Source organism: Teichococcus deserti, assembly GCF_001982615.1.
Classification (GTDB): Bacteria; Pseudomonadota; Alphaproteobacteria; order Acetobacterales; family Acetobacteraceae; genus Pseudoroseomonas; species Pseudoroseomonas deserti.
Genome location: NZ_MLCO01000106.1, coordinates 1 through 25,221, shown reverse-complemented (window position 1 = coordinate 25,221; position 25,221 = coordinate 1). Strand labels below are relative to the sequence as shown.

Genomic DNA, 25,221 nt, shown 5'->3' with positions numbered 1-25,221 from the left:
CGTCCCCTCCCAGGAGCGCCTCCGATGCAGCGTCGCCAGCTTCTCCGCACCGCCTCCCTGCTGCCGCTGGCGCCGCTCGCGCGGCCGGCCTTGGCGCAGGACCGTCGCGCCAGCACGCTGCGCTTCGTGCCGCAGGCCAATCTGGCCGTGCTGGACCCGATCCTGACCACGGCCGGCGTCACGCTGAACCACGGCTATGCCGTCTTCGACACGCTCTATGGCGTCGACCAAAAGTTCCAGCCGACGCCGCAGATGGCCGAGGGCCACGAGGTGTCGGAAGACGGGCTGCGCTGGACCATCCGCCTGCGCGAGGGTCTTTTCTTCCATGACGGCGCGCCGGTGCGCGCGGTGGACGCCGCGGCCAGCCTGGCGCGCTGGGCGAAGCGCGACACCTTCGGCCAGACGCTGGGCGCCGCGGTCGAGGCCTGGGAATCGCCCAACGACCGCGACATCGTCATCCGCCTGAAGAGAAAATTCCCGCGGCTGCTCTCGGCGCTGTCCTTCGTCGGCCCGATCCCGGCCTTCATCATGCCGGAGCGTCTGGCCAAGACCGATCCCTACAAGCCGATCGCCGAGATGATCGGCTCTGGGCCCTATCGCTTCGTCGCGGAGGAGTTCGTCTCCGGCGCCCATGTCAGCTATGCGCGCTTCGACCGCTATCGCCCGCGCGCCGAGCCCGCGGTGCTGAACGGCGGCGGCAAGCAGGCGCATTTCGAGCGGCTGGAATGGAAGATCATCCCGGATTCCTCGACGGCGGCCAATGCGCTGCAGACCGGCGAGGTCGATTGGTGGGAATATGCCGATGCCGATCTGGCGCCGCTGCTGGAGCGCGACCGCCGCGTCCGCGTGCAGTCCTATGATCCGCTTGGCTTCATGGGCTTCCTGCGGTTCAACTCGCTGGTGCCGCCCTTCAACAATGTGGCGCTGAAGCGCGTCGTGCTGCAGGCGGTGATCCAGGGCGACTACATGGCGCTGATCACCGGCGGCGACGCGAAAGCCTGGAGCAATGCCTACAGCATGTTCCCGCCCGGCCTGCCCTTCGTGCGCGATGCCGGCAGCGGCACGATGAGCGGCGTCAAGGACATGGCCCGCCTCCGCCAGGCGGTGAAGGAGGCCGGCTACAAGGGCGAGAAGGTGGTCATCCTCAGCCCCACCGACCTGGCCTCGGTCGCGCCCTTCGGCGAGGTCACGGCGGAGCTGCTGCGCAAGCTCGGCATGAATGTCGACCTGCAGGTGATGGATTGGGGCTCGGTCGTGCAGCGCCGCACCTCGCGCGAGCCGGTGGAGAAGGGGGGCTGGAACATCTTCCACACCACCTGGAAGAGCAGCTCCATCGCCAATCCGGCGCTGAACACCAATATCCGCGGCCAGGGCGCCGCCGGCTGGTTCGGCTGGTTCGACAGCCCGGCGATCGAGCGCCTGACCCGCGAATGGCTGGAGGCCGCCACCGACGCCGAGCAGCAGCGCCTGTTCGACGCCATCCAGCGCGAGGCCTTCGAGCAGGTGCCGGTCATCCCGCTCGGCCAGTACCAGCAGAAGACCGCGCTGCGCGCCGACCTGACCGGGGTGCTGCCGGGCCCGGCCGCCTTCCCCTGGAACATCCGCCGCAGCTGAAGGCCTCTCCCCCATGCGCATTGCCATCGGCGGCATCATGCAGGAATCGGTCAGCTTCCTTTCGGTGCTGACCACGCTGGAGGAATTCGTGACCATCGAGGCGGCCGGGCCGGAGCTGCTCGCCCGCTTCCGCGGCACCAACACGCTCTGCGGCGGCTTCATCGAGGTGCTGGAAGCCGCCGGCGCCGAGATCCTGCCGATCGTCTTCGCCGATGGCGGCGCCGCCGGCCCGGCCTCCGACGAAGCCTTCCTGCATTATGCCGACCGCATCGTCGCCGAATTGCAGCAGGCCGGGCCGGTGGATGGCGTGCTGCTGGCGCTGCACGGCGCCATGACCACGCCGACCCGCCTCGACCCCGACCGCGAGATCGTCGAGCGGGTGCGCGCCGTGGTCGGCCGCGACATTCCCGTCGTCGTCGGCCTCGACTACCACGCCAATATCGACCGTCACGTGGTCGAGTTGTCGGACGCCATCTTCGGCTATCACTATTCGCCGCATACCGATACCGGCGCGACCGGCGCGCGGGCGGCGCGCTGCCTGATGCGCATGCTGCGGGACGGGCTGCGGCCGGTCATGGCCTTCGACAAGCCCGGCGTCATGGTGCCCAGCATCTTCAGCGCCACCGGCCTGTCCCCGCTCGCCGAGATCGTTTCGGACTCCGTCGCCATGGCGGAGGATGCGCCGGGCTATCTCGACGTCTCCGTCTTCGCCGGCTTCTCCTATGCCGACGTGCCGAATGGCGGCTTCTCGGTGCTGGCCGTCTCGGATGACGCCGCGCGGGCCGAAAGCGCCGTCGCGACACTGACCCAGCGCATCCACGACACGCGGCACGCCCTGCTGCATGACGGGCTGGTGCTCAGCATGGAGGAAGGCGTCGACCGCGCCGTGGAACTGGCGAAGACGGCGACCCGCCCGATCGTGCTGCTGGAACATGCCGACCGCTGCAACGACAGCACCTATCTGCTGCGCGCCCTGCTGGAACGCGGCGTCTCCGGCGCCGCTGTGCCCTATATCTGGGACGCCCGCGCCGCCGCCGAGGCCGCCGCCGCCGGGGAGGGCGCCACCGTCACCCTGGAGGTCGGCGGCCATTCCTCGCCGCGCGCCGGCGGGCCGGTGCGCATCACCGGCCGCGTGCTCTTCGCCGGCGAGAAGGAATACCACACCACCGGCCCCTATATGCATGGGCGGCTGGTCAAGCTGGGCGTCGCCGCGGTGCTCGATGTCGGCGGGTTGATGGTCAGCCTGGTCAGCCGGCCGACGCTGACCGTGGACGAGGACCTGTTCATCCAGTTCGGCCTGCGCACGCTGGACTACCGCATCATCGTGCTGCGCTCGAAGACGCATTTCCGCGCCGTCTACGAGCCGCTGGCCGAGGCCATCATCATCGTCGACACCCCCGACTGGGGCCCGGCCGACCTGACCACGCTGCCCTATCGCCAGCTCGACCGCGCGTCGATCTTTCCCTTCAGCGAGCAGGATCGATCGCGCGCGGCGACCACACGGAAGGGCTAGCCGCGCCACATCCGCCGCAGGGTCGCCCGGCCCTGAAGGTGGTGGCGGATCGCCATCCCGGCATGGCCGGCCAGCAGCAGCGCCAGCGACCAGCCGGCCCATTCATGCAGCCCGCGCAGCCAGGCGAAGCGCGCCGCGTCAGGCGCCAGCAGATGCGGCACCGGGACCAGGCCGAAGAAGAAGGTCGGGATGGCGATCGGCGCCGAGGCCGCGGTCAGATAGCCCAGCACCGGCATGGCCAGCAGCAGCGCGAACAGCGCCGCATGCATCGCCCGGGCTGTCAGGCGCTGCCAGGCGGGCAGGTCGGGGTCGGGCGACGGCCGGCCGCGCGCGGCATGGAGCGCCAGCAGCGCCGCCGCCAGCAGCAGCACCAGCAGCCCGACCGACTTGTGCGCCTGGTACAGAAGAAACTTCAAAAGCAGCTGGCTGTAGCCGAGCCCCACCATCACCGGCGCCATGGCCAGCGCCGCCAGCACCAGGACGGCGATGGCGCCATGCAGCCGGCGCTGGGCGCGGCTCCAGCCCTCAGGGGGCATGCGGCACTTCCAGATGCATCAGGATCGACAGCTGCACCGTGTCCGACAGCAGCGGCCGGTCCGCCACCATGCCGAAGGCCGAGCGCAGCACGGCGCCGCTCAGCACCAGGTCGGCCACCTCGATGCCGCGGGCCGCGTCGACATGGCGGTCGCGCAGCTCGGCGTCGAATTGCAGCGGCTGGCGCACGCCGCGCAGCTCGACGATGCCTTCCAGCCGGTAATGCGTCGGCGACAGCGCGGTGATCGCCGTGCTGGTAAAATGCCCCACCGGATGCCGCGGCGCGTCCAGGTAGTCGGCCGAGCGCATCAGCGCCACCTGGTCCGGCGCCGGCAGGCTGACGGATCCGGTCTGGAAGTCGACGCGAACGCTGCTGCGCTCCGGCTGCGCCAGGTCGAGGTCGAGCCGCCCCATGAAGCGGTCGAAGCTGCCCTTCACGTCGAACATGCCCAGCACGCCCACGGAAAAATTCACCCGCCCGTGCCGCTGGTCGAAGTCATAGACCGAGCCGGCCCGCGCCGTCCCCGCCAGCAGCGGCAGGGCGACGGCAAGCCATGCCGCGGCCTTCACGATCCCAGCCATGCCAGTCGCCCCTGCTTCGGCCGGCGCGGGAAGCGGCGGCTCTGCTGGCAGGTGGGCGGCGGCCGGCGCCAGGGAAGGCCAGGGCGCCCTGGATGGCCGCGAATTCACCCGGCCAGGGCGGCCACCGCGGCGCAGATCGCCTCGGCCATGCCGGGGTCGCGGGAGTCATGGCCGGCGGGCTCGACCACGGTCAGGCGGCTGCCCGGCCAGGCGCGGTGCAGCTGCCAGGCGGTGGCCAGCGGGCTGCCCAGGTCCAGCCGCCCATGCACCAGCTGCCCCGGTATGCCCGCCAGCTTCGGCATGCCCTGGAGCAGCGCGTCCTCCTCCAGCCAGGCGGCGTGGCGCCAGTAATGCGTCACCAGCCGGGCGAAGCGCAGGCGGAAGGCCGGCTCGTCGAAACGGTTTTGCGCGGCGCTGCCGGGGCCGATGTCGAGGATGGCGGCCTCCCAGTCGCACCAGTCGCGCGCCGCCTGGTGGTGGACCGCCGGGTCGGGATGCAGCAGCCGGCGGTTGTAGGCGGCGGCCAGGCAGCCCTCGCGCTCGGCTGCCGGCACGCCGGCGGCAAAACGCTCCCATTCGCGCGGGAAGAGGCGGCCGACGCCGCGGGTGATCCAGTCGATCTCGCGCCGCGTGGTGGTGGCCACCGCATGCAGCACCAGGCCGGTGACCCGCTCGGGGTGCTGCTGGGCATAGGCCAGGGCCAGGGTCGCGCCCCAGGAGCCGCCGAGCACCAGCCAGTTCTCGACGTCCAGATGCCGGCGCAGCGCCTCGATATCGGCGATCAGATGCGGCGTGGTGTTGGCGGCGAGATCCTCGGGCCCGGCGCTGCGCCCCGCGCCGCGCTGGTCGAACAGGATGACGCGGAAGCGGTCCGGGTCGAACCAGCGCCGCGCCCGCTCCGATCGCCCGGAACCCGGCCCGCCATGCAGCACCAGCGCTGTGCGTCCGGCGGGATTGCCGCAGGCTTCCCAGGACAGGAGAAAGCCGTCGCCGAGGGCGAGCTGGCCGGAGGCATGTGGTTCGATCGGCGGGAACATGCGGCGCAGCATAGCCGGCCGCTGCGTGGAACCCGAGTCAGGCGGCGGCGATGGCGCGCAGCTGCTCGGGCAGGCCGGGGCCCTCGGCCGGGAAGCGCCCCTCCAGCGCCGCGGTGCCGATGGTGAAGCCGGCCGCCCCCGCCGCACGCAGCGCCGCGATCTGCGCCGGGCTGTCGATCGACCCGGCCACGATCACCGGCTTGGCGGTCGCGCGGCAGACGGCGGCGATCAGCGCCGGCACGTCGCCCGTCGCGCGCCAGGCCAGCAGGTCCAGCCCGTCGACGCCCGGATGCGCCGCCCGCTGCACCGCGCTGGCGACGATGTCGTCCAGCGAGCCTTCGAGCCGGCTGGGATGGCCCTCGACCCGGCCCGGGAAGGGCATGTAGCGGAGGCCGCTGCCGGCCAGCAGCGCCGCCGCCGCCGCGACCCCGGTGCCGCCCAGCACCACGTCGACGCCGAGCGCCCGCGCCGCCTCGATCGAGCGCCGCTCGCTCTCCGGGTCGCGCGAGACCACCTCCAGATAGCTGGTCGCGCCCCCGGCGCGGATCTGCGCCGCCAGGTCGCGCAGCGCGGCGAAGGGCAGGCCGATATCCTTGAAGCCGATATGCCGCACGCCGCAGGCCAGGGCCGTGGCGCAGGGGCCGGCGGCCTCGGCGATGGTGCGGTCCTGGCGGGTCAGCATGAAGATGAAGTCGGTCATCGCGCCAGCATAGCGCGCTGTCCGGCGTGCGCCGCCGATTTGAACTGACGGGTACCGGTGATAGGAGATCACCGATGGACCGCGGCGACATACCCTCCCTCGACGACCTGCGCGCCTTCCAGACCGTGGCGCGGCTGGGCTCGGTGCGGGCGGCGGCCGAGGCGCTGTCGCTGACCCATGGCGCCGTCAGTCGCCGCGTTGCCAAGCTCTCGGCCGTGCTGGGGCTCCGGCTGCTGCAGCCCGCCGGCCGCGGCATCCGCCTGACCCCCGAGGGCGAGATTCTTGCCGGTGCCAGCACCCAGGCCTTCGCGCTGATCGGCGACGCGCTGCGGACACTGAAGGAACAGCCGGAGCAGGGGCCGATCCTGCTGTCCTGCGAGCGGTCGCTGGCCATGCGCTGGCTGATCCCGCGGCTGTCGGATTTCCTCGACCGCCATCCGGGGATCGAGGTGCATCTGGCGACCGGCGGCGGGTTGCCCGACTTCTCCCGCAGCGGCGCGGCGCTGGCCATCCGCCGCCTGGATTTTTCGCTCGATCCGGCCTGGCAGATCCTGCCGCTGATGCCGGAGCGCGTCGGGCCGGTGATGCTGCCGGCCATGCAGCCGCGCTTCGAGGCCGGCGCCTATGCCGCGCTCGGCGCCCGCACCCGCCCGGAGGCCTGGACCGCCTGGCTGGAGGCGCATTCCGCCGCCCCGCGCCCCGCCGCGCGACAAGTCTTCGACCATCATTTCCTGATGGTCGAGGCGGCGCTGGGCGGGCTGGGCGTGGCGCTCGCGCCCGAGGCCATGGTGGCCGACGAGCTCCGCGCCGGCCGGCTGGTGGCGCCCCGCGGCTTCGCCCCCGACGGCACCCGCTACGGGTTGATCCGGCCCCGGAGAGACCGGCCCCAGACAGAGATGTCGCCGGCGCTGGCGCTGCTCTGCGGCTGGCTGCAGGAGATCGCGGCCCTTTCCTTTCCCCCGGCCCTGACGCAGGTTGCCGGCGACAAGGACGCAGGAGGACCGGCGTGATGCATGGCGAATACAAGGTGCCGGGCGGCAAGCTGGTGGTGGTCGACCTGGAGGAGCGCGACGGCCGCCTCGCCGAGGTCCAGGTCGCCGGCGACTTCTTCCTCGAGCCCGAGGAGGCGCTGGCCGATATCTGCGCCGCGCTGGAAGGGCTTTCCGCCGACGCCGATGCCGCCGCCATCGCCGCCGCTGTGCGCGGGGGCCTGCGGCCGGATGCCGCGATGATCGGCTTCAGCCCGGAGGCCGTGGCCATCGCCGTGCGCCGGGCGCTCGGCCGCAGCATGACCTGGCGCGACTTCGAATGGCAGATCATCGAGGCGCCGCCGCAGACGCCGGCGATGCACCTGGCGCTGGACGAGGTGCTGGCGCAGGAGGTGGCCGCCGGCCGCCGCGCGCCGACGCTCCGCTTCTGGGAATGGGAGCGGCCGGCGATCATCATCGGCAACTTCCAGTCGCTGCGCAACGAGGTCGACCTGGAGGCGGCAGCGGAAATGGGCGTCGAGACGGTGCGCCGGGTCACCGGCGGCGGCGCCATGCTGGTCGAGCCCGGCAGCGCGGTCACCTATTCGCTCTATGCGCCCGGCGAACTGGTGCGCGACATGAATTTCGCCGACAGCTATGCCTTCCTCGACGACTGGGTGCTGAAGGCGCTGATCTCGCTGGGCATCGACGCCTTCTACAAGCCGCTGAACGACATCAGCAGCAGCAAGGGGAAGATCGGCGGCGCCGCCCAGAAGCGCTTCTCGCGCGGCACGGTGCTGCACCACGTGACCATGGCCTATGACATGGACGCCGAGAAGATGGTCAAGGTGCTGCGCATCGGCCGCGAGAAGCTGAGCGACAAGGGCACCACCAGCGCCCAGAAGCGGGTCGACCCGCTGAAGAGCCAGACCGGCCTGCCGCGGCAGGAGATCATCCGCCGCATGCGCGAGACCTTCGTCGCCCTGCATGGCGGCGTGGCCGGCGCCATCACGCCGGAGGAGCAGGCCGCCGCCGAGGCGCTGGCCGCCAAGAAGTTCTCCACCGAGGCCTGGCTGCGCCATATCCCCTGACGGAGGCGGCAACGCCGGCGGAGGCGCCGCCGGCGTTGTGTGAAGCCCTGCCGCCACCATCCCCGGTTGTGTCCGCCATGGCTGGCGGCGGTATCATGCTGCATTGCATCATCACGATCTCGCGTGCGGCCCAGGAAGCCCTTTCTCAAGCCTCCGCTTGCGTTGCGCGAAAGCAAAAAGACCGCCAAGAGCAACGCTATGCCGCGCCCGATCGAGACGCCGTCTGAGCTTGCTGACCGGACCGCGCCACGGCTGCGTGCGCGCCGCCGCCGGCTGCTGGCGACATTGGCCGCCGCTGCGGCGCCGGGGGCGGTCGCCGGCTTCCTGCTCGGGCTGCAGGCGCGCGGCGTGGCGACGGCGCCCGCGCTGGCCGGCGCCGTCGGGCCCTTCCTCTATGCCGGCTTCACCGGGCTGATGACCATGGCCGCCGGCGGCCTGGCCGCGGTGCTGCTCGATGTCCGCGCCCAGCCCCGCGCCGTCGCCTCCGCGCCGGTAACACCCCCCGAAGCGGCGGCGGAAGCCCTGGCCCTGCCGCCCGCCGCGCCGCCCGCCAGGGTCGAGGCGGCGCGCGGCATGATCGACGCCGTCACCGCCGCCCAGGCCCTGGTCGACCAGCTGCGCCGCGAGGCCGCGCTGCTCGAAGGGCTGGATGACGGCGTCTTCGCCCTTGATGCCGAGGGCGTGCTGCGCTTCGCCAACCCCGCGGCGCTTGCCGTCTGGCGGCGTCCGGCCGAGGCGGTCTCCGGCCAGCCCTTCTTCGCCCTCTTCCCGTCGCTGGCGGACTCGCCGCTGTCGGAGGCGCTGAAGGAGGTGCTGGCGCAGCGGCAGCCGCGGCGGCTGGAGGCGGTGCTGGCGCCCTTCGGCGGCGACGTGCTGCTGGGCCTGGCACCCACCGCCGGGGGCGCGACGGTGCGCTTCCGCGACCTGACCCGGCTGCGCGCCGCCGAGGCCGCGCTGAAGGCCGCCGAGGCCAAGCTGCAGCTGGCCCTGGAAGGCGCCGGCATGGCCAGCTGGGACCTCGACATCGGCAGCGGCGAGATGCGCTGGACGCCGCGGCTCTTCGACCTGCTGGGCCTGCCGCAGACCCCGGCCCTGCTCGGCCATGTCGAGGACTGGCTGGCCCTGGTGCATCCCAAGGACCTGGCGGCGGTGAAGGAAGGCTGGTTCGGCGCGCATCGCAACGGCGCCCGGTTCCGCAGCCTGCACCGCATCCTGCGCCGCGACGGCGAGCCGCGCTGGCTCGAGGCCTATGGCTCGCTGACCGGCGACGGGGCGCAGGGCCGCTTCATGGGGGTGGTGCATGACGTCACCGCCCGGCAGCAGGCGGAGGAGCGGCTGCACCAGCTCTCCCGCGAGATCGACCACCGTGCCAAGAACGTCCTCTTCACCATCCAGGCGATCATCCGGCTGACGCCGAAGCAGGATCCCGAGCGCTTCGCCATCGCCGTCGACGGCCGCATCGCCGCCCTGGCCCGCGCCCACCAGCTGCTGGCGCGCGAAGGCTGGGGCCAGGTCTCGCTGCGCGACCTGGCGCTGGGCGAGCTGTCCGTCTGTGGGCCCGAGGCCGCCATCGACCTGGCCGGGCCTTCGGTGCTGCTGGCGCCGACAGCGGTGCAGCCGCTGGCGGTCGCGCTGCATGAGCTCGCGGTCAATGCGGTCGCGCATGGCGCCCTGTCGCGGCCCGGCGGGGCCGTCACCCTGCGCTGGGCGCCGCAGCCCGAGGGCACGCTGCTGCTGACCTGGCAGGAGCGCGGCGGACCGCCGCTGGCCGGCGCGCCGGCGCGGAAAGGCCTCGGCCGGCGGGTCATCGATTCCGCGGTGACCGACCAGCTGGAGGGACAGATCAGCCATGCCTGGGAGCCGGCGGGCCTGACCACCCGCGTCACCCTGCCGGCCAGTCGCTTCGAGCTGCCCTGGCAGTCCGCCGAGCCGGGCGCCACCCTGCGCGCGGCGCCACCACCGGCGGCCGGCCGCGGCGCCGTGCTGCAGGGCGCCCGCATCCTGGTGGTGGAGGACGAGCCGATGATCGGCGCCGCGCTGACCGCCATGCTGGTGCAGTTCGGCTGTCGGGTGGTCGGCCCGGCGACAGGCCTGGACGCGGCGCTGAAGCGGGTGCTGGAGGCGGCCGAGCCCTTCGACCTGGCGCTGGTCGACGTCAACCTGAACGGCCGCGACAGCTTCCCCGTGGCCGAGCTGCTGGCCGGGCGCGGCGTGCCGGTGATCTACCTGACCGGCTATGCCGAGCTGCCGGAGGAGCGGCTGGCGCTCGCCGCCGGCATGCTGCGCAAGCCGGTCGACCCGCGCGAGCTGCAGACCGCGCTGGGCCGCGTCCTGGCCTTGCAAGGCCGCCCCCGCGTCTGACACTCTTCCGCCGTTCCAGGAGGGGACGGAGACGATGCGACGTCGGCTGATGCTGACCGGAGCGGCGGCGACGCTGGCCGCGCCCGGCCTGGTCCGCGCCCAGCACCCGCATCATGGCATGCCGGTGCCGCCCGAACAGATGGCGCCACTGCGCGGGCAAGGGCCGGTGAGCCTGACCCCGGCGCAGATGGCGCAGCGCGCGGTGGCCAGCACGGCCCCCGCCGGCCCGCCCGGCCGCTGGGAGGCCCGCGCGCCGCTGCCAATGCCGCGCAGCGAGATGGCCTGGGCCACGGCCTGGGAAGGCCGCATGCATATCCTCGGCGGCTATGCCGAGCAGCGGGTCGACCGCCCCTACCACCATGTCTATGACCCGGCCGCCGACCGCTGGAGCCTGCTGGCCCCGTTGCCGCGCGGCGCCAACCACGTGGCCGTCGCCGCCGATGCCGGCAGGATCTTTGCTCTTGGCGGCTTCACCGAGCAGAACCGCGCCGCGCATGACGGCGCTTTCTTGTACGATGTCGCCGCCGACCGCTGGACGGCGATCGCGCCGCTGCCGCGGGCGCGCGGGGCGGCGGCCATCGCCATCCTCGGCGGCCAGGTGCATCTGATCGGCGGCGCCACCGACCCCGCCGGCGAGCGCGCCAGCATCGCCTGGCACGAGGTCTACGACCCGCAGGCCGACCGCTGGGCGCAGCGCCGCCCGCTGCCCGGGGCGCGCGACCATGCCGGCGTCGTGGCCTATGGCGGCGGCATCCATGTGGTCGGCGGCCGCTTCAACACCTTCGAATACAACACCGCGCTGCACCACTTCTATGATCCGGCCCGCGACCTGTGGCTGGAGCGGGCGCCGCTGCCCACCACCCGCTCCGGCCATGGGCTGGTGCTGCTGAAGGACCGCTTCTGGGCCATGGGCGGCGAGACCGGCCGCTTCGAGGGCGGCGTGCTGACCGGCACCGTGCATGGCCAGATGGAAAGCTACGACCCCGCCACCGACACCTGGCAGAGCCATGCGCCGATGCCCACCCCCCGCCATGGCTTGGGCGCCGTCGCGCTGGGGGATCGCATCCATGTCGCCGGCGGTGGGCCGGTGGTGGGCGGCGGCATCCAGACCTCGACCCATGAGGCCTTCCTGCCGGGCTGAGGCAGGATCGCAACGAAACCGCGACGCCGGCCTCGGCCCCGGTCTATCCTCCCGCCGGTGCCGGCCCAACGAGGCCGGCACGACTGAACGAAAAGGGAGGTTCGACGATGTTGAAGCCGCTGCTGCGGGCGTTGCTGACCTGTGTCCCCTTGCTGGCCGCCACCAGCGCCTGGGCTGCCTTTCCCGACCGGCCGATCACCCTGATCACCGGCTATGCCCCGGGCGGCTCGACCGACATCGCGGCGCGGCTGCTGGCCGACCGCATGCAGGCGCATCTGCCCAACGGCCGCATCGTGGTGGAGAACCGCGCCGGCGCCGCCGGGGTGGTGGCCAGCGAGTGGCTGCGCCGCCAGGCGGCCGACGGCTACACCATCATGCTGGTGGAAAGCGGCTCGCATGGCATCGCCCCCAGCGCGCTGATCGGCGGCACCCGCTATCGCCCGGTGGAAGATTTCTCCCATATCGCCGTGGTGGGAACGGGACCGCTGGTGCTGATCGCCAACAACGACTTCCCCGTGCGCACGGCGGCGCAGTTCACCGAGCTGATGCGCAACGCGCCGGCCGATAAGTACGCCTATGCCTCCTCCGGCGCCGGCACGCCGAACCACCTGGCGACCGAGATGCTGGCCTCGATGCTGAACACGCGCTGGGTCCATGTCGCCTATCGCTCGGGCGGGCAGCAGGTGCAGGCGGTGCATCAGGGGCAGGGGCAGTTCGGCGTCGCGGTGCTGGCCTCGGCGGCGGCGCAGATCCGCGACGGGCTGGTGCGCGGCGTGGCGCTGACCGGGCCGGAGCGTTTTCCGACCTTCCCGAATATCCCGACGCTGGCGGAAAGCGGCGTGCCCGGCTTCGACCTGCAGACCTGGAACGTCATCCTGGGCCCGGCCGACATGCCGGCCGAGATCGTCGCCGTGCTGAACCGCGCCATCCAGGACTCGCTGGCCGAGACGACGCTGCGCGACAAGCTGGTCAATACCGGCGTCGCGCCGTGGCAGCAGCCCAACACCCCGGCCGATGCCCGCGCCTTCATGGTGCGCGAGGTGGAAAAGTTCCGCGCCGTGGTGGCGCGGACTGGGGTGCAGCTGCAGCCTTGATCTAGCTGGCGCGGCTCTCCCTGACCTTCAGGTCGGGCCGCGCCCTGAGCGCCGGCGACAGCGCGGTGCCCAGTCCCGGCGCGGTCGGCGCCTGCACCATGCCCATCTGGATCACCGGCAGATCGGTGACCAGGTCGCGATACCAGGTGGCCAAGGTCGCCCGCACCACCTCCTGGAAGATGGCGGTCGGCGCATGCAGCGCCAGGTGCAGCCCGGCCATCAGCGTCACCGGCCCGGTGCAGTCATGCGGCGCCAGCGGCCTGGCATGGCTTTCGGCGAGCGCCGCGATCTTGCGGCCCTCGGTCAGCCCGCCGCACCAGGCGAGGTCGAGCATGACGACATCGATCGCATCCGCCGCCAGCAGCTGCCGGAAGGGGACGGTGCCGGCCAGCGTCTCGCTGCCGCAAATCGGCGTCGCGGTCTTGCGGCGCAGCGCCGCCAGCGCCCCGGCATCGTCCATCTTGTTCAGCGGATCCTCCGCCCAGAAGACGCCGTAGTCCTCCAGCCCGCGGCAGATCCGCTCCGCCGCCTGGGCGCCCCAGAGGCTGTGCAGCTCGCACATGATTTCTATCTTGTCGCCGACGGCGGCGCGGATCTTTCGGAACGGCTCCAGCCCGATCTTCAGCTGCTCCAGCGTGATCAGGTGGCCGCCCGAGGCCGGCGCATGCACGTCGAAGGGCCAGATCTTCATCGCCGCATAGCCTTCCGACAGAAGGCTCTCGGCCAGCGCCCCGGCATCGCGCATGAAGGCCACCTGGTCGTCATAGGGGCCGATCGCCGCATCGCCGGCGCCGATGTCGCGCCGCGCCACGCCGCTGGTGTTGTAGGCATAGCCGGCGCAGGTGTTGTAGGCGCGGATTTCCGTCCGGCAGGCGCCGCCCAGCGCCTCGTGCACCGGGATGCCGTGGCGCTGGCCGGCCAGGTCCCACAGCGCCAGGTCCACGGCGCTGGCGGCGCGGATCTCGGCGCCGGCGCTGTGGAAGCCCAGATAGGGCGTCATCAGATGCCGCGACACCGCCTCGATCCGCCGCGCGTCGCGGCCGAGCAGCCAGGGCGCGACCTGCTCATGCAGCACCGCCTCCACCGCCTCGGCGCCCCGGAAGCTTTCGCCCAGGCCGGTCAGGCCTTCGTCGGTCTCGAGCTCCAGCCAGATCAGGTTCGGCCGCTCGGCGATGCGCAGCGTGCGCAGGCCCTTGATTGTCGACATGCTTTTTCCCGTCACTCGCCGCTGATGTTGTTGGCGCGGATCACCTCGCCCCAGCGGGCGGATTCGCGGCGGATATGCTCGGCCATGCGCTCCGGCGAGCCGCCCAGCGGCACCACCGCGGCCTCTTCCAGCCGGCGGCGGATCACCGGGTCCTCGAGCGCCTTGTTGAAGGCGGCGTTCAGCCGGGCGATGGTCGCCGGCGGCGTGCCGGAGGGCGCCATGAAGCCGAACCAGCTGTCGATGACGATGCCGGGGATGCCGGCCTCGGCGAAGGTCGGCACCTCCGGCAGCTCGGGGATGCGCTGCTCGGAGACGGCGGCGACGGCGCGCACCGCGCCCGAGCGGATATGCGGCAGGATCGAGGGCAGGTTGTCGAAGAAGACGTCGATCCGCCCGCCGACCAGGTCGGTGATGGCCGGGCCGCTGCCGCGATAGGGCACATGCACCCATGTCAGCCCGAGCCGCCCGCGCAGCAGCTCCGGCGTCAGGTGGTTCGAGGCGCCGACGCCCGACGAGCCGAAGCTCAGCCCGTCCGGCTTCTTGGCAAGTTCGATGACGCCGGCAAGATCCCGTGCCGGCAGGCCCGGGCGCACCGCCATCACGTTGCGCACCGCCCCGGTCAGGATAACCGGAAGAAAGCTGCGGTCCAGGTCGTAGCCCGGGTTGCGGTACAGCGCCGGATTGGCCGCGCAGGTGCCGATCGTGCATTGCACCAGCGTGGTGCCGTCGGGCTGGGCGCGGGCGACCTCGGCGGTGCCGATATTGCCGGCGGCGCCCGGCTTGTTCTCCACCACCGCGCCGGCCGGCAGATGGGCCTGCGCGCCTTGCGCCAGCAGGCGAGCGACGATGTCGCTGGTGCCGCCGGGGGCGAAGGGCACGACGATGCGCACCGGCCGCTCTGGCATCTGCGCCAGGGCAGGGGCCGCGACCAGGCTGAGGGCTGCGGCCAGGATGGCGGCGACAGGGCCGCGGCGGGGCTCGGGCATGGCGTCTCTCCTCGCTCCCCGTTGCTCGGGGTTGCGGCGCAGCTTCGGCCGGGGCCGGGATTTGTCAAACAGATTCTCGCGAAGGCCTGATTCCAATACAGGTTTTTACATGTTGCGGAGTGGGGTGGCGACGCCGCATAACCAACCCATGCAGCCCGACCTGGCCCCCGCGCTGAGCGACACCGTCTATGACCGGCTGGTCGCCTGGCTGCGCGCCGAGGCCTTGCCGGAGGGCACCCGCCTGCCCGGCGAGAACGCCCTGGCCGAACGTTTCGCCGTCTCCCGCCCGGTGCTGCGCCAGGCCCTGGCCCGGCTGCGCGCCGAGGGCCGGCTGGAATCCCGCAAGGGCTCCGGCAGCTACATCCGCGCGCTGGCGCCCCCCGAGCTGCCGCCGATCCAGTTCGGGCCGCTGGGCAACATCCCCGATGTCCGCGCCTTCCTGGAATTCCGCTGCGGGCTGGAAAGCGCCATGGCCGCCGAGGCCGCCCGCCGCGCCGATCCCGTGGCGCTGGCCCGCCTGGCCGAGGCGCGCGCGGCGCTGGAGGCCGAGACCCGCTCCGGCCGCCCCTCGATCGAGGCCGATGTCCTGTTCCACCAGGCCGTCGCCGAGGCCAGCGGCAACCGTTTCTACCAGGCGGTGATGCGGTCGCTGGTGGAGCAGACCCGCTTCGGCATCCGCCTGACGCGGGAGCTGGCGCCGATGCCCGATGCCGACCGCTTCGCCACGATGCGCCGCGAGCATGGCCGCATCGCCGAGGCGATCCTGCGCGGCGCCGCCGAAGCCGCCCGCGCCGCGATGGAGCAGCATCTGCAGAATGGCATCCGCCGCCTGTTCGGAGGTTAGTTTCGGTGTCCGTTATCCCCGACGCGATCCTGGCCGAGCTGCGCGCCCGCTACGCCGAGCCCGGCCGCGCCTATCACGCCTGGCCGCATATTGCCGGGATGCTTTCGCGGGCGGCATCGCTGGCGCCGAGTGACCCGGTCGCCTTCGAGCTCGCCATCCTGTTCCACGATGCCGTCTATGACCCGCGCGCGCGGGACAACGAGGCGCAAAGTGCCGCGCTGATGCGGCGTCTCCTGGCCGGTCACTTCGACGCGGCGCTGCTGGACCGCGCCGAAACGCTGATCCTGGCGACCGAGACGCATCGTCTTCCCGTGACGGAAGATGCCGCGCTGGTCGCCGATGCCGCGCTGTTCCTCGACCTGGACCTGGCGATCCTGGCCAGCGATGCGGCGGCTTTCGCTGAATATGACGCCGCCATCCGCCGCGAATATGCGCATGTGCCGGAGGCGGACTACCGCGCCGGCCGTCGCGCCGTGCTGCAGACATTCCTAACGCGCGAACGGATCTTCTTCAGCGATGCGCTCGGGCCCGAGGCGGAAGCGGTCGCGCGGGACAACCTGCGGCGGGCGATCGACGCGCTGGGCTAATCGCCGCAGCGCTTCATCGTGTCGAGGAAGGCGCGCAGCGTCGCCGGCACATGGCGGTGCCCGGGATAGTAGAGAAACAGCCCCGGGATGCTCGGGCACCATTCCGCCAGCACGGCTTCCAGCGCGCCGCTGTCCAGATGCGGCCGCGCCAGGCTTTCCGGCAGATAGGCGATGCCCAGCCCGGCCAGCGCCGCCTCCAGCATCAGCCCCGGATGGTTCAGGATCAGCCCGCTCTCGATGGTGACGATGCGCTCCTGGGCATGGCGCTCGAATTCCCAGCGATAGAGCTTGCCGCTGGGCATGCGGTGGCCGATGCAATCATGCGCCGCCAACGCGTCCGGCGTCTCCGGCCGGCCGCGCGCCGCCAGGTATCCCGGGCTGGCCATCGTCAAGAAACGTTCCTCGGGGCCGAGGGGCCGGGCGATCATGTCCTGCGGCAGCGCCTCGCCCAGGCGGATGCCGGCATCGAAGCCCTCGGCGACGATATCGACCAGCCGTCCCTCCACCACCAGGTCCAGCACCACGCCGGGGAAGTCGGCGCGGAACCGCGGCACCACGCGGCGCAGCAGACGCCGGGCGCCGGCCTCGGGCGCATTGATGCGCAGGATGCCCTGCGGCGCGCTGCCGAGGCCGGAGACCTCCTGCACCGCCTCCTCCAGCCCCTGCAGCAGCGGGCTGAGGCGGGAATGCAGCTGCTCCCCAGCCTCGGTCAGGGCGACGCTGCGGGTGGTGCGGTGGAACAGCCGCAGGCCGAGCTGCCGCTCCAGCCCGGCGATGGCATGGCTGAGCGAGGAAGGCGCCATGCCCAGCGCATCCGCCGCCTTGCGGAAGCTGCGCTGCTGCGCGACCGCGGCGAAGGCGGTCAGGTCGGCCAGCTTCGGTCCCACGGCACGCCCCCATTCATGGCCAGAACGGGATAATGCATGCCGTATTGGCCGCATAGTGCTGCCTGCCGCATGCCGCCAGATAGGGCCCAGACCTGATGGGGAATTGGAAGACATGCAGCACTGGTTCATCACCGGCGCCTCCGCCGGCTTCGGCTACGAGCTCACCGCGCAGCTGCTGGCGCGCGGCGACCGCGTCACCGCGACGCTTCGCCGGCCCGGCGCGCTGGACGCCCTGGCCGAGCGCCACCCTGGCCGCCTGGCCGTCGTCACGCTGGACGTCACCGATGCCGAGGCCGTTCCGCGGGTGGTGTCGGCGGTCTTCGCCGCCGGCCGGGTCGATGTGGTCGTCAGCAACGCCGCCTATGGCCTCTTCGGTCCCGCCGAGCTGCTGCCTGAGGAAAAGATCCGGCGGCAGATGGAGACAAACCTGCTGGGCTCGATCGCGCTGATCCGGGCGGCGCTGCCGGGGCTGCGCGCGCAGGGCGGCGGGCGGCTGCTGCAGCTGTCCTCGGAGGGCGGGCAGATCGCCTATCCCGGCTTCTCGCTCTACCACGCGACAAAGTGGGGCATCGAAGGCTTCGTCGAGGCCGTGGCGCAGGAGGTTGCCTCCTTTGGCATCGAGATGATGCTGGTCGAGCCTGGCCCGACCCGCACCGGCTTCGGCGCGGCGCTCGACCTGGTCGATAGCACCGGTCCCTATGCCGACACGGTGGTCGGTCAGCTGGCGCGCGCCCTGGCCGAGCAGCAGTTTCCGATCCGCGGCGACGTGGCCCGGTCGGTCGCCGCGATCCTGTCGACGATGACCGACAAAAAACTGCCGAAGCGGCTGGTGCTGGGCAGCCAGGCGCATGCCAGCATCGGCGCCGCGCTGCACGCCCGCCTGGCCGAGCTCGAGGCGCAGGCCGCCATCGCTGCCGGCGCCGACAGCCGCGACGCCTAGGTCTTCAGCACTGTCCGGCATTCCGGCGCCGCAGGCGAGGCCGTGGCGCCGATGCTGCCGCCCTGCGCAGCTGGCCGCCGCGGAGGGCGGCGCCTGCCGGAAGCGGAGCGGCAGCCACCTTGGGAATGGCGGCGCACACGTCGCTAACCTCCGGCCCGCTTCCCACCGCCGCCGGAATAGCGGCCCCACCACTCCAGCCTTTCATGCCCGCCGTGCTCATCCAGCGGCTCGATCTCCCTGGGATAGATGATCGCGACCCAGACCAGGCTGGTGGCCGTCTTCCTCATGCTTGCAGCACCAGGACTGCAGCCACAAATCCCGCAGCGCATTCGGTTGAGAGCGTCACCGACAGTCAGTGGTGGATTGGGCAGGGCGAGCAGGTCGTCAACGGCCAGCGGATGGCGCCGGTGCTCACCGGGCCCACCACACCGACCGTAAAGAAGCCAGCCTCGCCAAACGGTCAGATGCTCAGCAAGCCGGCGTTGCTTCCTCTGGGCTTTGGAGAGGTTGCGGGCCATGGGGGAGGGGTCACTTTACGCGGTTCGACACGCCAGGGACGTCGTACTTCCACGGGACGTCCTCGACCTGCCTCGGTCGCCGCATCAGCACGAAGCCTGTCGCCTCGATCCGTCGGGTCATTTCGCCGGCGGCCATCGCAGCCATGAACTCGGATGCCGTCGACCGCCGCTTGCCGCGCTCGTCGAAGCGCATGGCGTAGGAAAGGGCTTCGGTCAGCGCCGACCATTCGACGGCGACCATTGTGACACCATCCTTGCCGGAAGCGGTAGGGGGAGCCGGCTCGAGCGCCCCGAGATCCTGAAGGATCGAGGTGATGGCAGCCTCAATCTCCGCCAGTGCGTTCGGGTGCCTGGCTCCGCCGAAGCCGCGTGCTTCAGCGCAGGCCACCTCGATGGTCCGGCCCTCCATGGTCAGGCGGATCCGGATGATCTCTCGCATGCGGTAGAGAGTGTCTTGGTCGATCGGGCGATCAATGGTCATGGCGTCAGCCTGGTGGAGGAGGTGAGGGGAGATCGGCCACCGTCGGCCTGCATGGTCGCCGGTGGCCCGCACGCCGCGGCGAAGGCGGCCAGGTGGGACAGCGGATCGATCGGATTCGGCCAGCCAGAGCCAGGCATCAGAGCTGGGCGTGGCCACGGACCGGCTGGATGATGTCGCCGACAGTCGATCGGAGGACCAAGCCGACGACGCTGGCCGTGGCTCCACAGGCGCTGTAGCGAGTACCCTCGGCCATGCACCCAAGCGTCACGTCACCGCGGCTGTCCGCGATGTCAGCGACCGCGATTGTCCGATGGGGCGGACGCCCCAGGTGGCTGCATCGGGATCGCACAACCCGGTTCCTCCAGAAGGAGAGGTGCGTTCCCAGCACTTCATGCCGTGCACGAGGCAGGCGGGCTGCGTCGAGGTCCATGTCATCGTCCTTGCTTCACCCCTGAAGCGGCCCCTAGGCCCCGAATAGCATAGAGAACGTAAAGGGAACAAGAAGGTTGGAGGTTTCCGGCTGGTTGTTGGCTTGTTCTGGGAAACTGTCTATCTAAATCGCTATTTTTTCAGCGGTTGAACCTCTGCGTTTGTGAAGTCGGGTTCCGGGTGGAGGGCAGGGCCCAAGGGTCCGGACTCAATGGACCCAGCAGGCGATGGTGGCGGCGATGAGGACTGATGAGAGGACATTGCTGACGAGCTTGTCGTGGCGGGTTGCGACCCTTCGGACGTCCTTGGGGCGTGCCCGGAGGCGTTCGACGCGATGGCGGTCTCGGCAGGCGACGGTGTCGTCGTCGATGGGCCGCTGGCAGGAGGTTGTGGTCGTTGGCATCCTAGCCACGGTCAGCGAGCAGACGCCTGATGGGACCGGCTGCCCTGATCAAGGCATGCGCCATGGTGATGTCGTTGGTGTTGCCTGGAGCGAGCAGTACGCGAGGCTGGCCGCGATCATCCACCAGCCCGTGGATCTCGGTCGCCCGCCCTCCGCGGGCGCGGCCTGTCGCTTGGGCGAAGGCCCCCCTTTTGCCCCGGCGGCCGAGCGATGCACCTTGACGGAAGTGCTGTCGATGGCAGCGCTCGAGTAAACGCCACTCTGGCCGGTGCGGGCTTCGAAAAGGCCGTGCCAGATGCCCTGGCGGCTCCAGCGATGGAAGCGAGCATAGATCGTCGTGTAGGGGCCATAGTCAGGCGGCAATCGCGCCAGCGTGCCCCAGACTGAAGCAGGTAGACGATCCCCGAGATCACCCGGCGATCGTCCAGGCGATGCGCGCCGCGACGGCCCCGCGGCAAGTGCGGCTCGATCCGACCCAGGCCTCGTCGTCCAGCCAGTACAGCTTCCTCACCCAAGCCTCTCCCCTTCGGGGAAGCTTGAATCAGACCAGGCTGATCTTGGCTAATCCTCACAAACCAATTCCGCGCCGGCGTAGCATGGCCATCCAGACGCGGCTGGACCTGCAGCGAAGTCGCCCGCAGGAAAGGAGTCGAGCGGCACCCCGCTTGCTCAAAGGCGAAGATGCCCAGGCCGCTCCGAGATGTCGTGTAGGTCCGGCCTGAAACGCATCATAGCCAAGCCTTTGAGCCGTCGCGCGTTGACCGGGAAGGGCCTTTTGTGAATGACCGAGTTTCACATATAATAGACATTATGGAAAATCAGGCTGCCGCGACACTGACCCGCCCGACATCCTCCGCCGCGGCCAGCTCGCGCAGCAGCGGGATCAGCTCGGCGCCATATTGCACGGCATCAGGCAGCGGATCCCAGCCGCGCAGGATGTAATGCGACACGCCGATCTTCCGGTAGCGCAGCATGGCGCGCGCCACCTGCTCGGCGGTGCCGACCAGCGCGGTGGAATTGCCGCGGCCGCCCAGCACGCCGGCCATCGCCGTCCACAGCCGCTCGTCCAGCAGCTCGCCGCGCTGCGCCAGCCCGACCAGCCGCTGCGAGTTCACCGCCTGGCCGGCCTGGATGCCGGCCGTGCCCTGCGTCTGCTGCTTGGCCAGCGCGCGCTCGCGGATGGCATGCGCCTTCTCCCAGGCCTGCTTCTCGGTCGCCGCGATGATCGGGCGGTTCGACCAGGAGAAGGCGATGTCGCGCCCGGATGCCGCCCCCTCGCGCACCCGCTGCAGCACGCCAGCGGTGTCGGCCAGGGGTTCGCCGAACAGCGCATAGACATCGGCGTGGCGCCCGGCGACGCCGATCGCCGCCGGCGAGGCGCCGCCGAAGAAGATCGGGATGCCGCCCGGCTGGCGGGGCCGGATATCGGACCAGACCTGTTGCGCGCGGTAGAACTCGCCCTGGTGGTCGAAGGGCGCGTCCGCTGTCCAGGTCCGACGCAGGACCGAAAGAAATTCATCGGTGCGGCGATAGCGCGCCGCATGGTCGGCATAGTCGCCATCCTTGCGCTGGTCGGCATCCTCGCCGCCCGAGATGACATGCAGCGCCAGCCGCCCGCCGGTCAGCTGGTCCAGCGTCGCCAGCTTGCGCGCTGCCAGCGTCGGCGCCACGAAGCCCGGCCGGTGCGCGATGAGGAAGCCGATCTTCTTGGCCACCGCCGCCGCATGCGCCAGCACCAGGAAGCCGTCGGCGGCATTGGTCCAGTAGCCGGCGAGCACGCGGTCGAAGCCGCCCGCCTCATGCGCCAGGGTGAGCTCGGCGATGTGGTCGGGCTGGAAGGCCTCGCCGCTCTGCGGATCGAGATCGGAGGTCGGCCGGGCCCAGATCATGCCGGTGATGTGCAGGCTCATGCAGCGGATCCCTCTCATGAGGCGGGCGGCGCGTCAGGCGCGCCGCAGGTTCCAGAACAGCGGGAAGCCGGCGACGCGGTCGCGCAGATCGGCGCGCAAGGCGGTGCGCGGACGGCCGGTGCCGGTGGGGACGTAGATCACCTCCTCCAGCGCCAGGCGCTGGATCTCGGCGGCGATGCCGCGGCGGCCGGCCTCGTCGGGCGCGGTGAACCAGCGGTCGCGCAGCGCTTCCAAGGCGGGCGCCGTCGGCCAGCCGAGATAGCCGTCGAGCCCATTGCCGCGCAGCAGCGGATGCGTGGCGGGATCGGCGAAGTCGTAAGCCGAAAAGCCGCTGATGAAGGCGGACCAGCCGCCTTTTTCCAGCGGCTCGCGCGAGGTGCGGCGCTGCAGCAGCGTGCCCCAGTCGGATTGCGCGAAATCGACCTCGAAGCCGACGCGGTTCAGCAGGTCGGCGGCGACCGGCGCGACCGCGGCGATGGCCGGGATGTCGGTGGCGCCGAGCACGCGGGCCGGTGCCGATCCCCTGCCCGCCTCCGCCAGCAGCGCGCGGGCGCGGTCGAGTTGCCCGCCCTTCACCCAGTCCAGCCCGGCATCACTCGCCATCGGCGTGCCCGGCGTGAAGACGCCCGTCCCCGTCTGCCAGAACGCCGGATCGGTGCCGTAGTTGGAGATCAGGAAATCCTCCTGGCGGGCGGCGAGCAGCACGGCCTGGCGCGCCCGCTTGTCGTCGAAGGGCGCCTGGAGGTGGTTCAGCCGCAGGAAGCCGTTGCTGCCGGCGGGGTCCAGGACCTCGACCCGGACGCCGCGGCTGCGCGACAGGAACAGCGACAGGTCGGCATCCGGCTGCTCGAACCAGTCGACCTCGCCGGCCTGCAGCGCCGCGGCGGCGGTGCCGCTGTCAGCGATGATGCGCCATTCGATGCGCTCGAAATGCGCGCGCTTGGCGCCGGCCAGGAAGTCGGCGGCGGTGTCCGGGCGCGGCACGTAGCCGTCGTGCCGCGCATAGACCGCGCGGTCGCCGGAGACGTATTCGCCCGTCACGAAGCGATAGGGGCCGGAGCCGGTGGCCTCGGTGATCTGGCGGAAGGCGTCGGTCTGCGCCACGCGCTCCGGCATGATGAAGGGCGGCTGCCCGGCCAGCGCCAGCGCCGCCGGCAGCAGCGGGAAAGGCTGCTTCAGCCGGAACTGGAGGCGGCGGTCGTCGAGCGCCGACAGCTCCTCCGTCAGGCTCAGCAGCTTCTGCCCATAGGCGACGCGCTGCGCCCAGCGGCGGATGCTGGCGACGGCATCGCGGGCGCGCACCGGCTCGCCATCATGGAAGCGCAGATGGTCGCGCAGGGTGATGGTCCAGCGGCGGCCGTCATCCTCCACGACATGGCCGGCCGCCATCTGCGGATGCACCGCGAAGGTCCGGTCGATGGCGTAGAGCGTGTCATAGACCAGGTAGCCATGGTTGCGGGCGATATGCGCCGTGGTCCAGATCGGGTCGATCGAGCTCAGATTGGCCTGCGGCACGAAGCGCAGCTCGCGGGCGCGGCTGTCCTGGGCGAGCGACGGACGGGCCAGCAGGCTGGCGGTGGAAGCCGCGGAGGCGGCCAGGAAGTGGCGACGGTTCATGGTTCTCGTCCGTGCAGCGGGAGGCGCGGGCCTCGCGGGGTGGCGTCACTTTACGCGACTCCGATTCGTGCAAAACATAATCCACTATTATGCTGTGATATAAAGTGAAAACGAAGTCGCTGGCCTGGGCAGCGGGACGGATGGCGGGGCCGATGCGGACGTCCTTGAGGAATGGTCAAGGAATTCTCTGTCGGACATGCCGCCGCGGCGGTTTCGAAAGAAGCGCCTTCGGTGCGGGATGTCCGCCCTCTGCGACAGGCTCGATGACCGCCGGGAAGGGGTCATCCCACCGGCGAGCTGCCTTATGCCCGAAATCAAATCGTTCTTTATTAACTCCCGCATGGAGATCGTTGAAATGGGTTCCGAGGATGCCGGCTCTGCCTGCCGGCCCGCGGCACCCCCGCTCAGGAAAGGCCCTGCGCATGACCCGGACACGCTGTCGTCCCTGACGACCCGCCGCGGCTTTCTGCCCGCGGCGCTCCCCGACACACCGCTCTCGCCGGCCCGCCGCTGCCGCCCTCCCCGCTGCGCGATGCGGCGCCGCGCGCCGTCTCCGCCTTCGAGGAGTTCCTCGCCATGCAGGGCATCGACCCCGCCCGCCCTTCCCTCGCTGTCGGCGCGCTGGCGCTGGCCAACCGGCTGGTCGCCTCCCCGGCCCCGCTCGGCGGGCAGCGCTATGGCGGGTTGCCGCATCCGCGCAGCGCCGCGCTCTATGCCGCCCAGGCCGCCGCCGGGCTGGTGGTCACCGAGCGCTGCTGGGTGACGCCGCAGGGTGCCGACCGCGCCTTCTCGCCCGGGCTGCGCAACGCGGCCCAGGCCGAGGGATGGGGCGGGATCGCCGCGGCCGTGCACCAGGCCGGCGGGCGCATCGCGCTGCGGCTCTGGCATGCCGGGCGGCGCTCGCACCGCGCGGTGCAGCTGGGCGGCAGCTGGCCGGTGGCGCCCTCCGCCCTCGCCGGCCCGGGCGAGATTGCGACGCCGCTTGGACCCCGCCCGCTGCCGGTGCCGCGCGCCCTGGCGACGGAGGAGATCCCCGGCGTCATCGAGGACTTCGTCCGCGCCGCCCGCCGCGCCCGCGCCGCCGGCTTCGACGCGGTGGAGCTCGACGCCTCGGGCCATGGCCTGGTCGAGCAGTTCTTCGACCCCGACAGCAACCGCCGCGTCGACTCCTATGGCGGCGATGCGGAACGCCGGCTGCGTTTCCTGGCCGAGCTGCTCGCCGCGCTGTCCGCCGCCTGGGAGCCGGGGCGCATCGGCCTGCGCATCGCCATCCGCGCGCCGCTGGACGCGGAAGACCCCGCGCCCGCTTTGCGCGCGGCGCGGCTGGCCGGCGCCCATGGCCTGGCCTGGCTGCATCTGGCACGGGCCGCGGCGCCGGCGCGCGACCTGGCGCTGCTGCGCCGCGCCTATGGCGGTGCGCTGCTGCTCGGCCATGCCGCGGCGGGCGAGGAGGCCGGGATCGCCGCGCTGTGCCGCGCCCAGGCCGATCTGGTGGCGCTGCCGCCGCTGCCCGGCACTGCGCCGCGCCTGCCGGCCATCGCGGTCCGCGCGTCGCCAGCGGCGCCGCGCTGGGCAGACCCCCTGCCCGTCGTCTAGCCTGCCGCCCGTCATCGGGATCGGGATCGAGCATGCGGGCCAGTTTTCTTGCCGTCGTCGTCGCACTGGCCGTGGCGGCCGTGCCGGCGGCGGCGCAGTCCAGCCTGGAGGCCCGGCTGGACGCGGCGATCGACGGCGCGCTGGCGCGCCAGCGCATCGTCGGCGCGGTGGTGCTGGTGGC

At 71.7% G+C, this 25,221-nt stretch carries 22 protein-coding genes and 1 pseudogene; 11 read left to right on the top strand and 12 right to left on the bottom strand.

Features of this window, described 5'->3' with window-relative positions; translation table 11 throughout:
• The first annotated feature begins 24 nt into the window (after positions 1-24).
• The gene (locus tag BKE38_RS13005) at positions 25-1,614 is read left to right on the top strand and encodes an ABC transporter substrate-binding protein (RefSeq protein WP_076957742.1); all 1,590 of its coding nucleotides are present in this window, start codon (positions 25-27) and stop codon (positions 1,612-1,614) included.
• A 13-nt stretch (positions 1,615-1,627) separates the two neighbouring features.
• Positions 1,628-3,127: a M81 family metallopeptidase gene (locus BKE38_RS13000; protein ID WP_076957741.1), complete on the top strand. Its 1,500-nt coding sequence runs from the start codon at positions 1,628-1,630 to the stop codon at positions 3,125-3,127.
• On the opposite strand, the gene BKE38_RS12995 is transcribed toward BKE38_RS13000, so the two are convergent.
• The 4 genes from BKE38_RS12995 to BKE38_RS12980 form a co-directional block, all read right to left on the bottom strand.
• On the bottom strand, positions 3,124-3,663 hold the full coding sequence (locus BKE38_RS12995; RefSeq protein WP_076957740.1) for a cytochrome b: 540 nt from the start codon (positions 3,661-3,663) through the stop codon (positions 3,124-3,126). The genes BKE38_RS13000 and BKE38_RS12995 overlap by 4 nt on opposite strands.
• A complete protein-coding gene (locus BKE38_RS12990; protein ID WP_076957739.1) occupies positions 3,653-4,243 on the bottom strand; it encodes a YceI family protein in 591 nt (196 codons plus the stop codon). The genes BKE38_RS12995 and BKE38_RS12990 overlap by 11 nt, the downstream gene beginning before the upstream one ends.
• Positions 4,244-4,347: 104 nt before the next feature.
• Positions 4,348-5,292, bottom strand: a complete 945-nt coding sequence (gene pip, locus BKE38_RS12985) for a prolyl aminopeptidase (protein WP_242662340.1) — start codon at positions 5,290-5,292, stop codon at positions 4,348-4,350.
• 25 nt (positions 5,293-5,317) lie between these two features.
• Positions 5,318-5,980, bottom strand: a complete 663-nt coding sequence (locus BKE38_RS12980) for a 4-hydroxythreonine-4-phosphate dehydrogenase (protein WP_076957738.1) — start codon at positions 5,978-5,980, stop codon at positions 5,318-5,320.
• A gap of 74 nt (positions 5,981-6,054) precedes the next feature.
• Between BKE38_RS12980 and BKE38_RS12975 the strand changes: the two genes are divergently transcribed.
• The 5 genes from BKE38_RS12975 (at position 6,055) to BKE38_RS12955 (ending at position 12,635) form a co-directional block, all read left to right on the top strand.
• Positions 6,055-6,990: a LysR family transcriptional regulator gene (locus BKE38_RS12975; RefSeq protein WP_076957737.1), complete on the top strand. Its 936-nt coding sequence runs from the start codon at positions 6,055-6,057 to the stop codon at positions 6,988-6,990.
• The gene (locus BKE38_RS12970) at positions 6,990-8,039 is read left to right on the top strand and encodes a lipoate-protein ligase LplAB (protein WP_076957736.1); all 1,050 of its coding nucleotides are present in this window, start codon (positions 6,990-6,992) and stop codon (positions 8,037-8,039) included. The genes BKE38_RS12975 and BKE38_RS12970 overlap by 1 nt, the downstream gene beginning before the upstream one ends.
• A gap of 198 nt (positions 8,040-8,237) precedes the next feature.
• Positions 8,238-10,400: an HWE histidine kinase domain-containing protein gene (locus BKE38_RS12965; protein ID WP_131829585.1), complete on the top strand. Its 2,163-nt coding sequence runs from the start codon at positions 8,238-8,240 to the stop codon at positions 10,398-10,400.
• Positions 10,401-10,434: 34 nt separating this feature from the next.
• Positions 10,435-11,541, top strand: a complete 1,107-nt coding sequence (locus BKE38_RS12960) for a Kelch repeat-containing protein (RefSeq protein ID WP_076957734.1) — start codon at positions 10,435-10,437, stop codon at positions 11,539-11,541.
• A 107-nt stretch (positions 11,542-11,648) separates the two neighbouring features.
• Positions 11,649-12,635: a Bug family tripartite tricarboxylate transporter substrate binding protein gene (locus BKE38_RS12955; RefSeq protein ID WP_076957733.1), complete on the top strand. Its 987-nt coding sequence runs from the start codon at positions 11,649-11,651 to the stop codon at positions 12,633-12,635.
• A 1-nt stretch (position 12,636) separates the two neighbouring features.
• Here BKE38_RS12955 and BKE38_RS12950 read toward each other — a convergent pair whose 3' ends face one another.
• Together BKE38_RS12950 and BKE38_RS12945 are read right to left on the bottom strand one after the other, a co-directional pair.
• Positions 12,637-13,842 (bottom strand): mandelate racemase/muconate lactonizing enzyme family protein, encoded by a 1,206-nt coding sequence (locus BKE38_RS12950; protein ID WP_076957732.1) that lies wholly within the window; start codon positions 13,840-13,842, stop codon positions 12,637-12,639.
• An 11-nt stretch (positions 13,843-13,853) separates the two neighbouring features.
• Complete coding sequence (locus BKE38_RS12945; protein ID WP_076957731.1) at positions 13,854-14,828, bottom strand: Bug family tripartite tricarboxylate transporter substrate binding protein; 975 nt, start codon at positions 14,826-14,828, stop codon at positions 13,854-13,856.
• A 148-nt stretch (positions 14,829-14,976) separates the two neighbouring features.
• On the opposite strand from BKE38_RS12945, the gene BKE38_RS31485 reads away from it, so the two are divergent.
• Together BKE38_RS31485 and BKE38_RS12935 are read left to right on the top strand one after the other, a co-directional pair.
• Entirely contained in the window at positions 14,977-15,672 is a 696-nt protein-coding gene (locus tag BKE38_RS31485; protein ID WP_076957730.1) for a FadR/GntR family transcriptional regulator, read from the top strand.
• Positions 15,673-15,677: 5 nt separating this feature from the next.
• Positions 15,678-16,259, top strand: coding sequence for an HD domain-containing protein (locus BKE38_RS12935; RefSeq protein ID WP_076957729.1), 582 nt, complete (start codon positions 15,678-15,680; stop codon positions 16,257-16,259).
• Here BKE38_RS12935 and BKE38_RS12930 read toward each other — a convergent pair.
• On the bottom strand, positions 16,256-17,146 hold the full coding sequence (locus tag BKE38_RS12930; protein WP_367595749.1) for a LysR family transcriptional regulator: 891 nt from the start codon (positions 17,144-17,146) through the stop codon (positions 16,256-16,258). The two genes, BKE38_RS12935 and BKE38_RS12930, sit on opposite strands and share 4 nt — an antisense overlap.
• A 112-nt stretch (positions 17,147-17,258) precedes the next feature.
• On the opposite strand from BKE38_RS12930, the gene BKE38_RS12925 reads away from it, so the two are divergent.
• On the top strand, positions 17,259-18,086 hold the full coding sequence (locus BKE38_RS12925) for an SDR family oxidoreductase (protein ID WP_076957727.1): 828 nt from the start codon (positions 17,259-17,261) through the stop codon (positions 18,084-18,086).
• A gap of 143 nt (positions 18,087-18,229) precedes the next feature.
• Here the strand turns inward: BKE38_RS12925 and BKE38_RS32040 are convergent, their stop codons facing one another.
• The 5 genes and pseudogenes from BKE38_RS32040 to BKE38_RS12900 all read right to left on the bottom strand — a co-directional run bounded on the left by BKE38_RS32040 (position 18,230) and on the right by BKE38_RS12900 (position 23,444).
• On the bottom strand, positions 18,230-18,373 hold the full coding sequence (locus BKE38_RS32040; protein WP_165694176.1) for a hypothetical protein: 144 nt from the start codon (positions 18,371-18,373) through the stop codon (positions 18,230-18,232).
• Positions 18,374-18,614: 241 nt separating this feature from the next.
• A complete protein-coding gene (locus BKE38_RS12920; RefSeq protein ID WP_076957726.1) occupies positions 18,615-19,085 on the bottom strand; it encodes a hypothetical protein in 471 nt (156 codons plus the stop codon).
• Between the two features lie 637 nt (positions 19,086-19,722).
• Positions 19,723-20,428 (bottom strand): annotated as a pseudogene (locus BKE38_RS12910) (IS5 family transposase).
• 307 nt (positions 20,429-20,735) lie between these two features.
• A complete protein-coding gene (locus BKE38_RS12905; protein WP_076957724.1) occupies positions 20,736-21,827 on the bottom strand; it encodes an LLM class flavin-dependent oxidoreductase in 1,092 nt (363 codons plus the stop codon).
• Positions 21,828-21,860: 33 nt separating this feature from the next.
• Complete coding sequence (locus tag BKE38_RS12900; protein ID WP_076957723.1) at positions 21,861-23,444, bottom strand: ABC transporter substrate-binding protein; 1,584 nt, start codon at positions 23,442-23,444, stop codon at positions 21,861-21,863.
• Between the two features lie 576 nt (positions 23,445-24,020).
• Between BKE38_RS12900 and BKE38_RS12895 the strand changes: the two genes are divergently transcribed.
• Positions 24,021-25,040: an oxidoreductase gene (locus BKE38_RS12895; RefSeq protein ID WP_076957722.1), complete on the top strand. Its 1,020-nt coding sequence runs from the start codon at positions 24,021-24,023 to the stop codon at positions 25,038-25,040.
• The last annotated feature ends 181 nt before the right edge of the window (positions 25,041-25,221 follow it).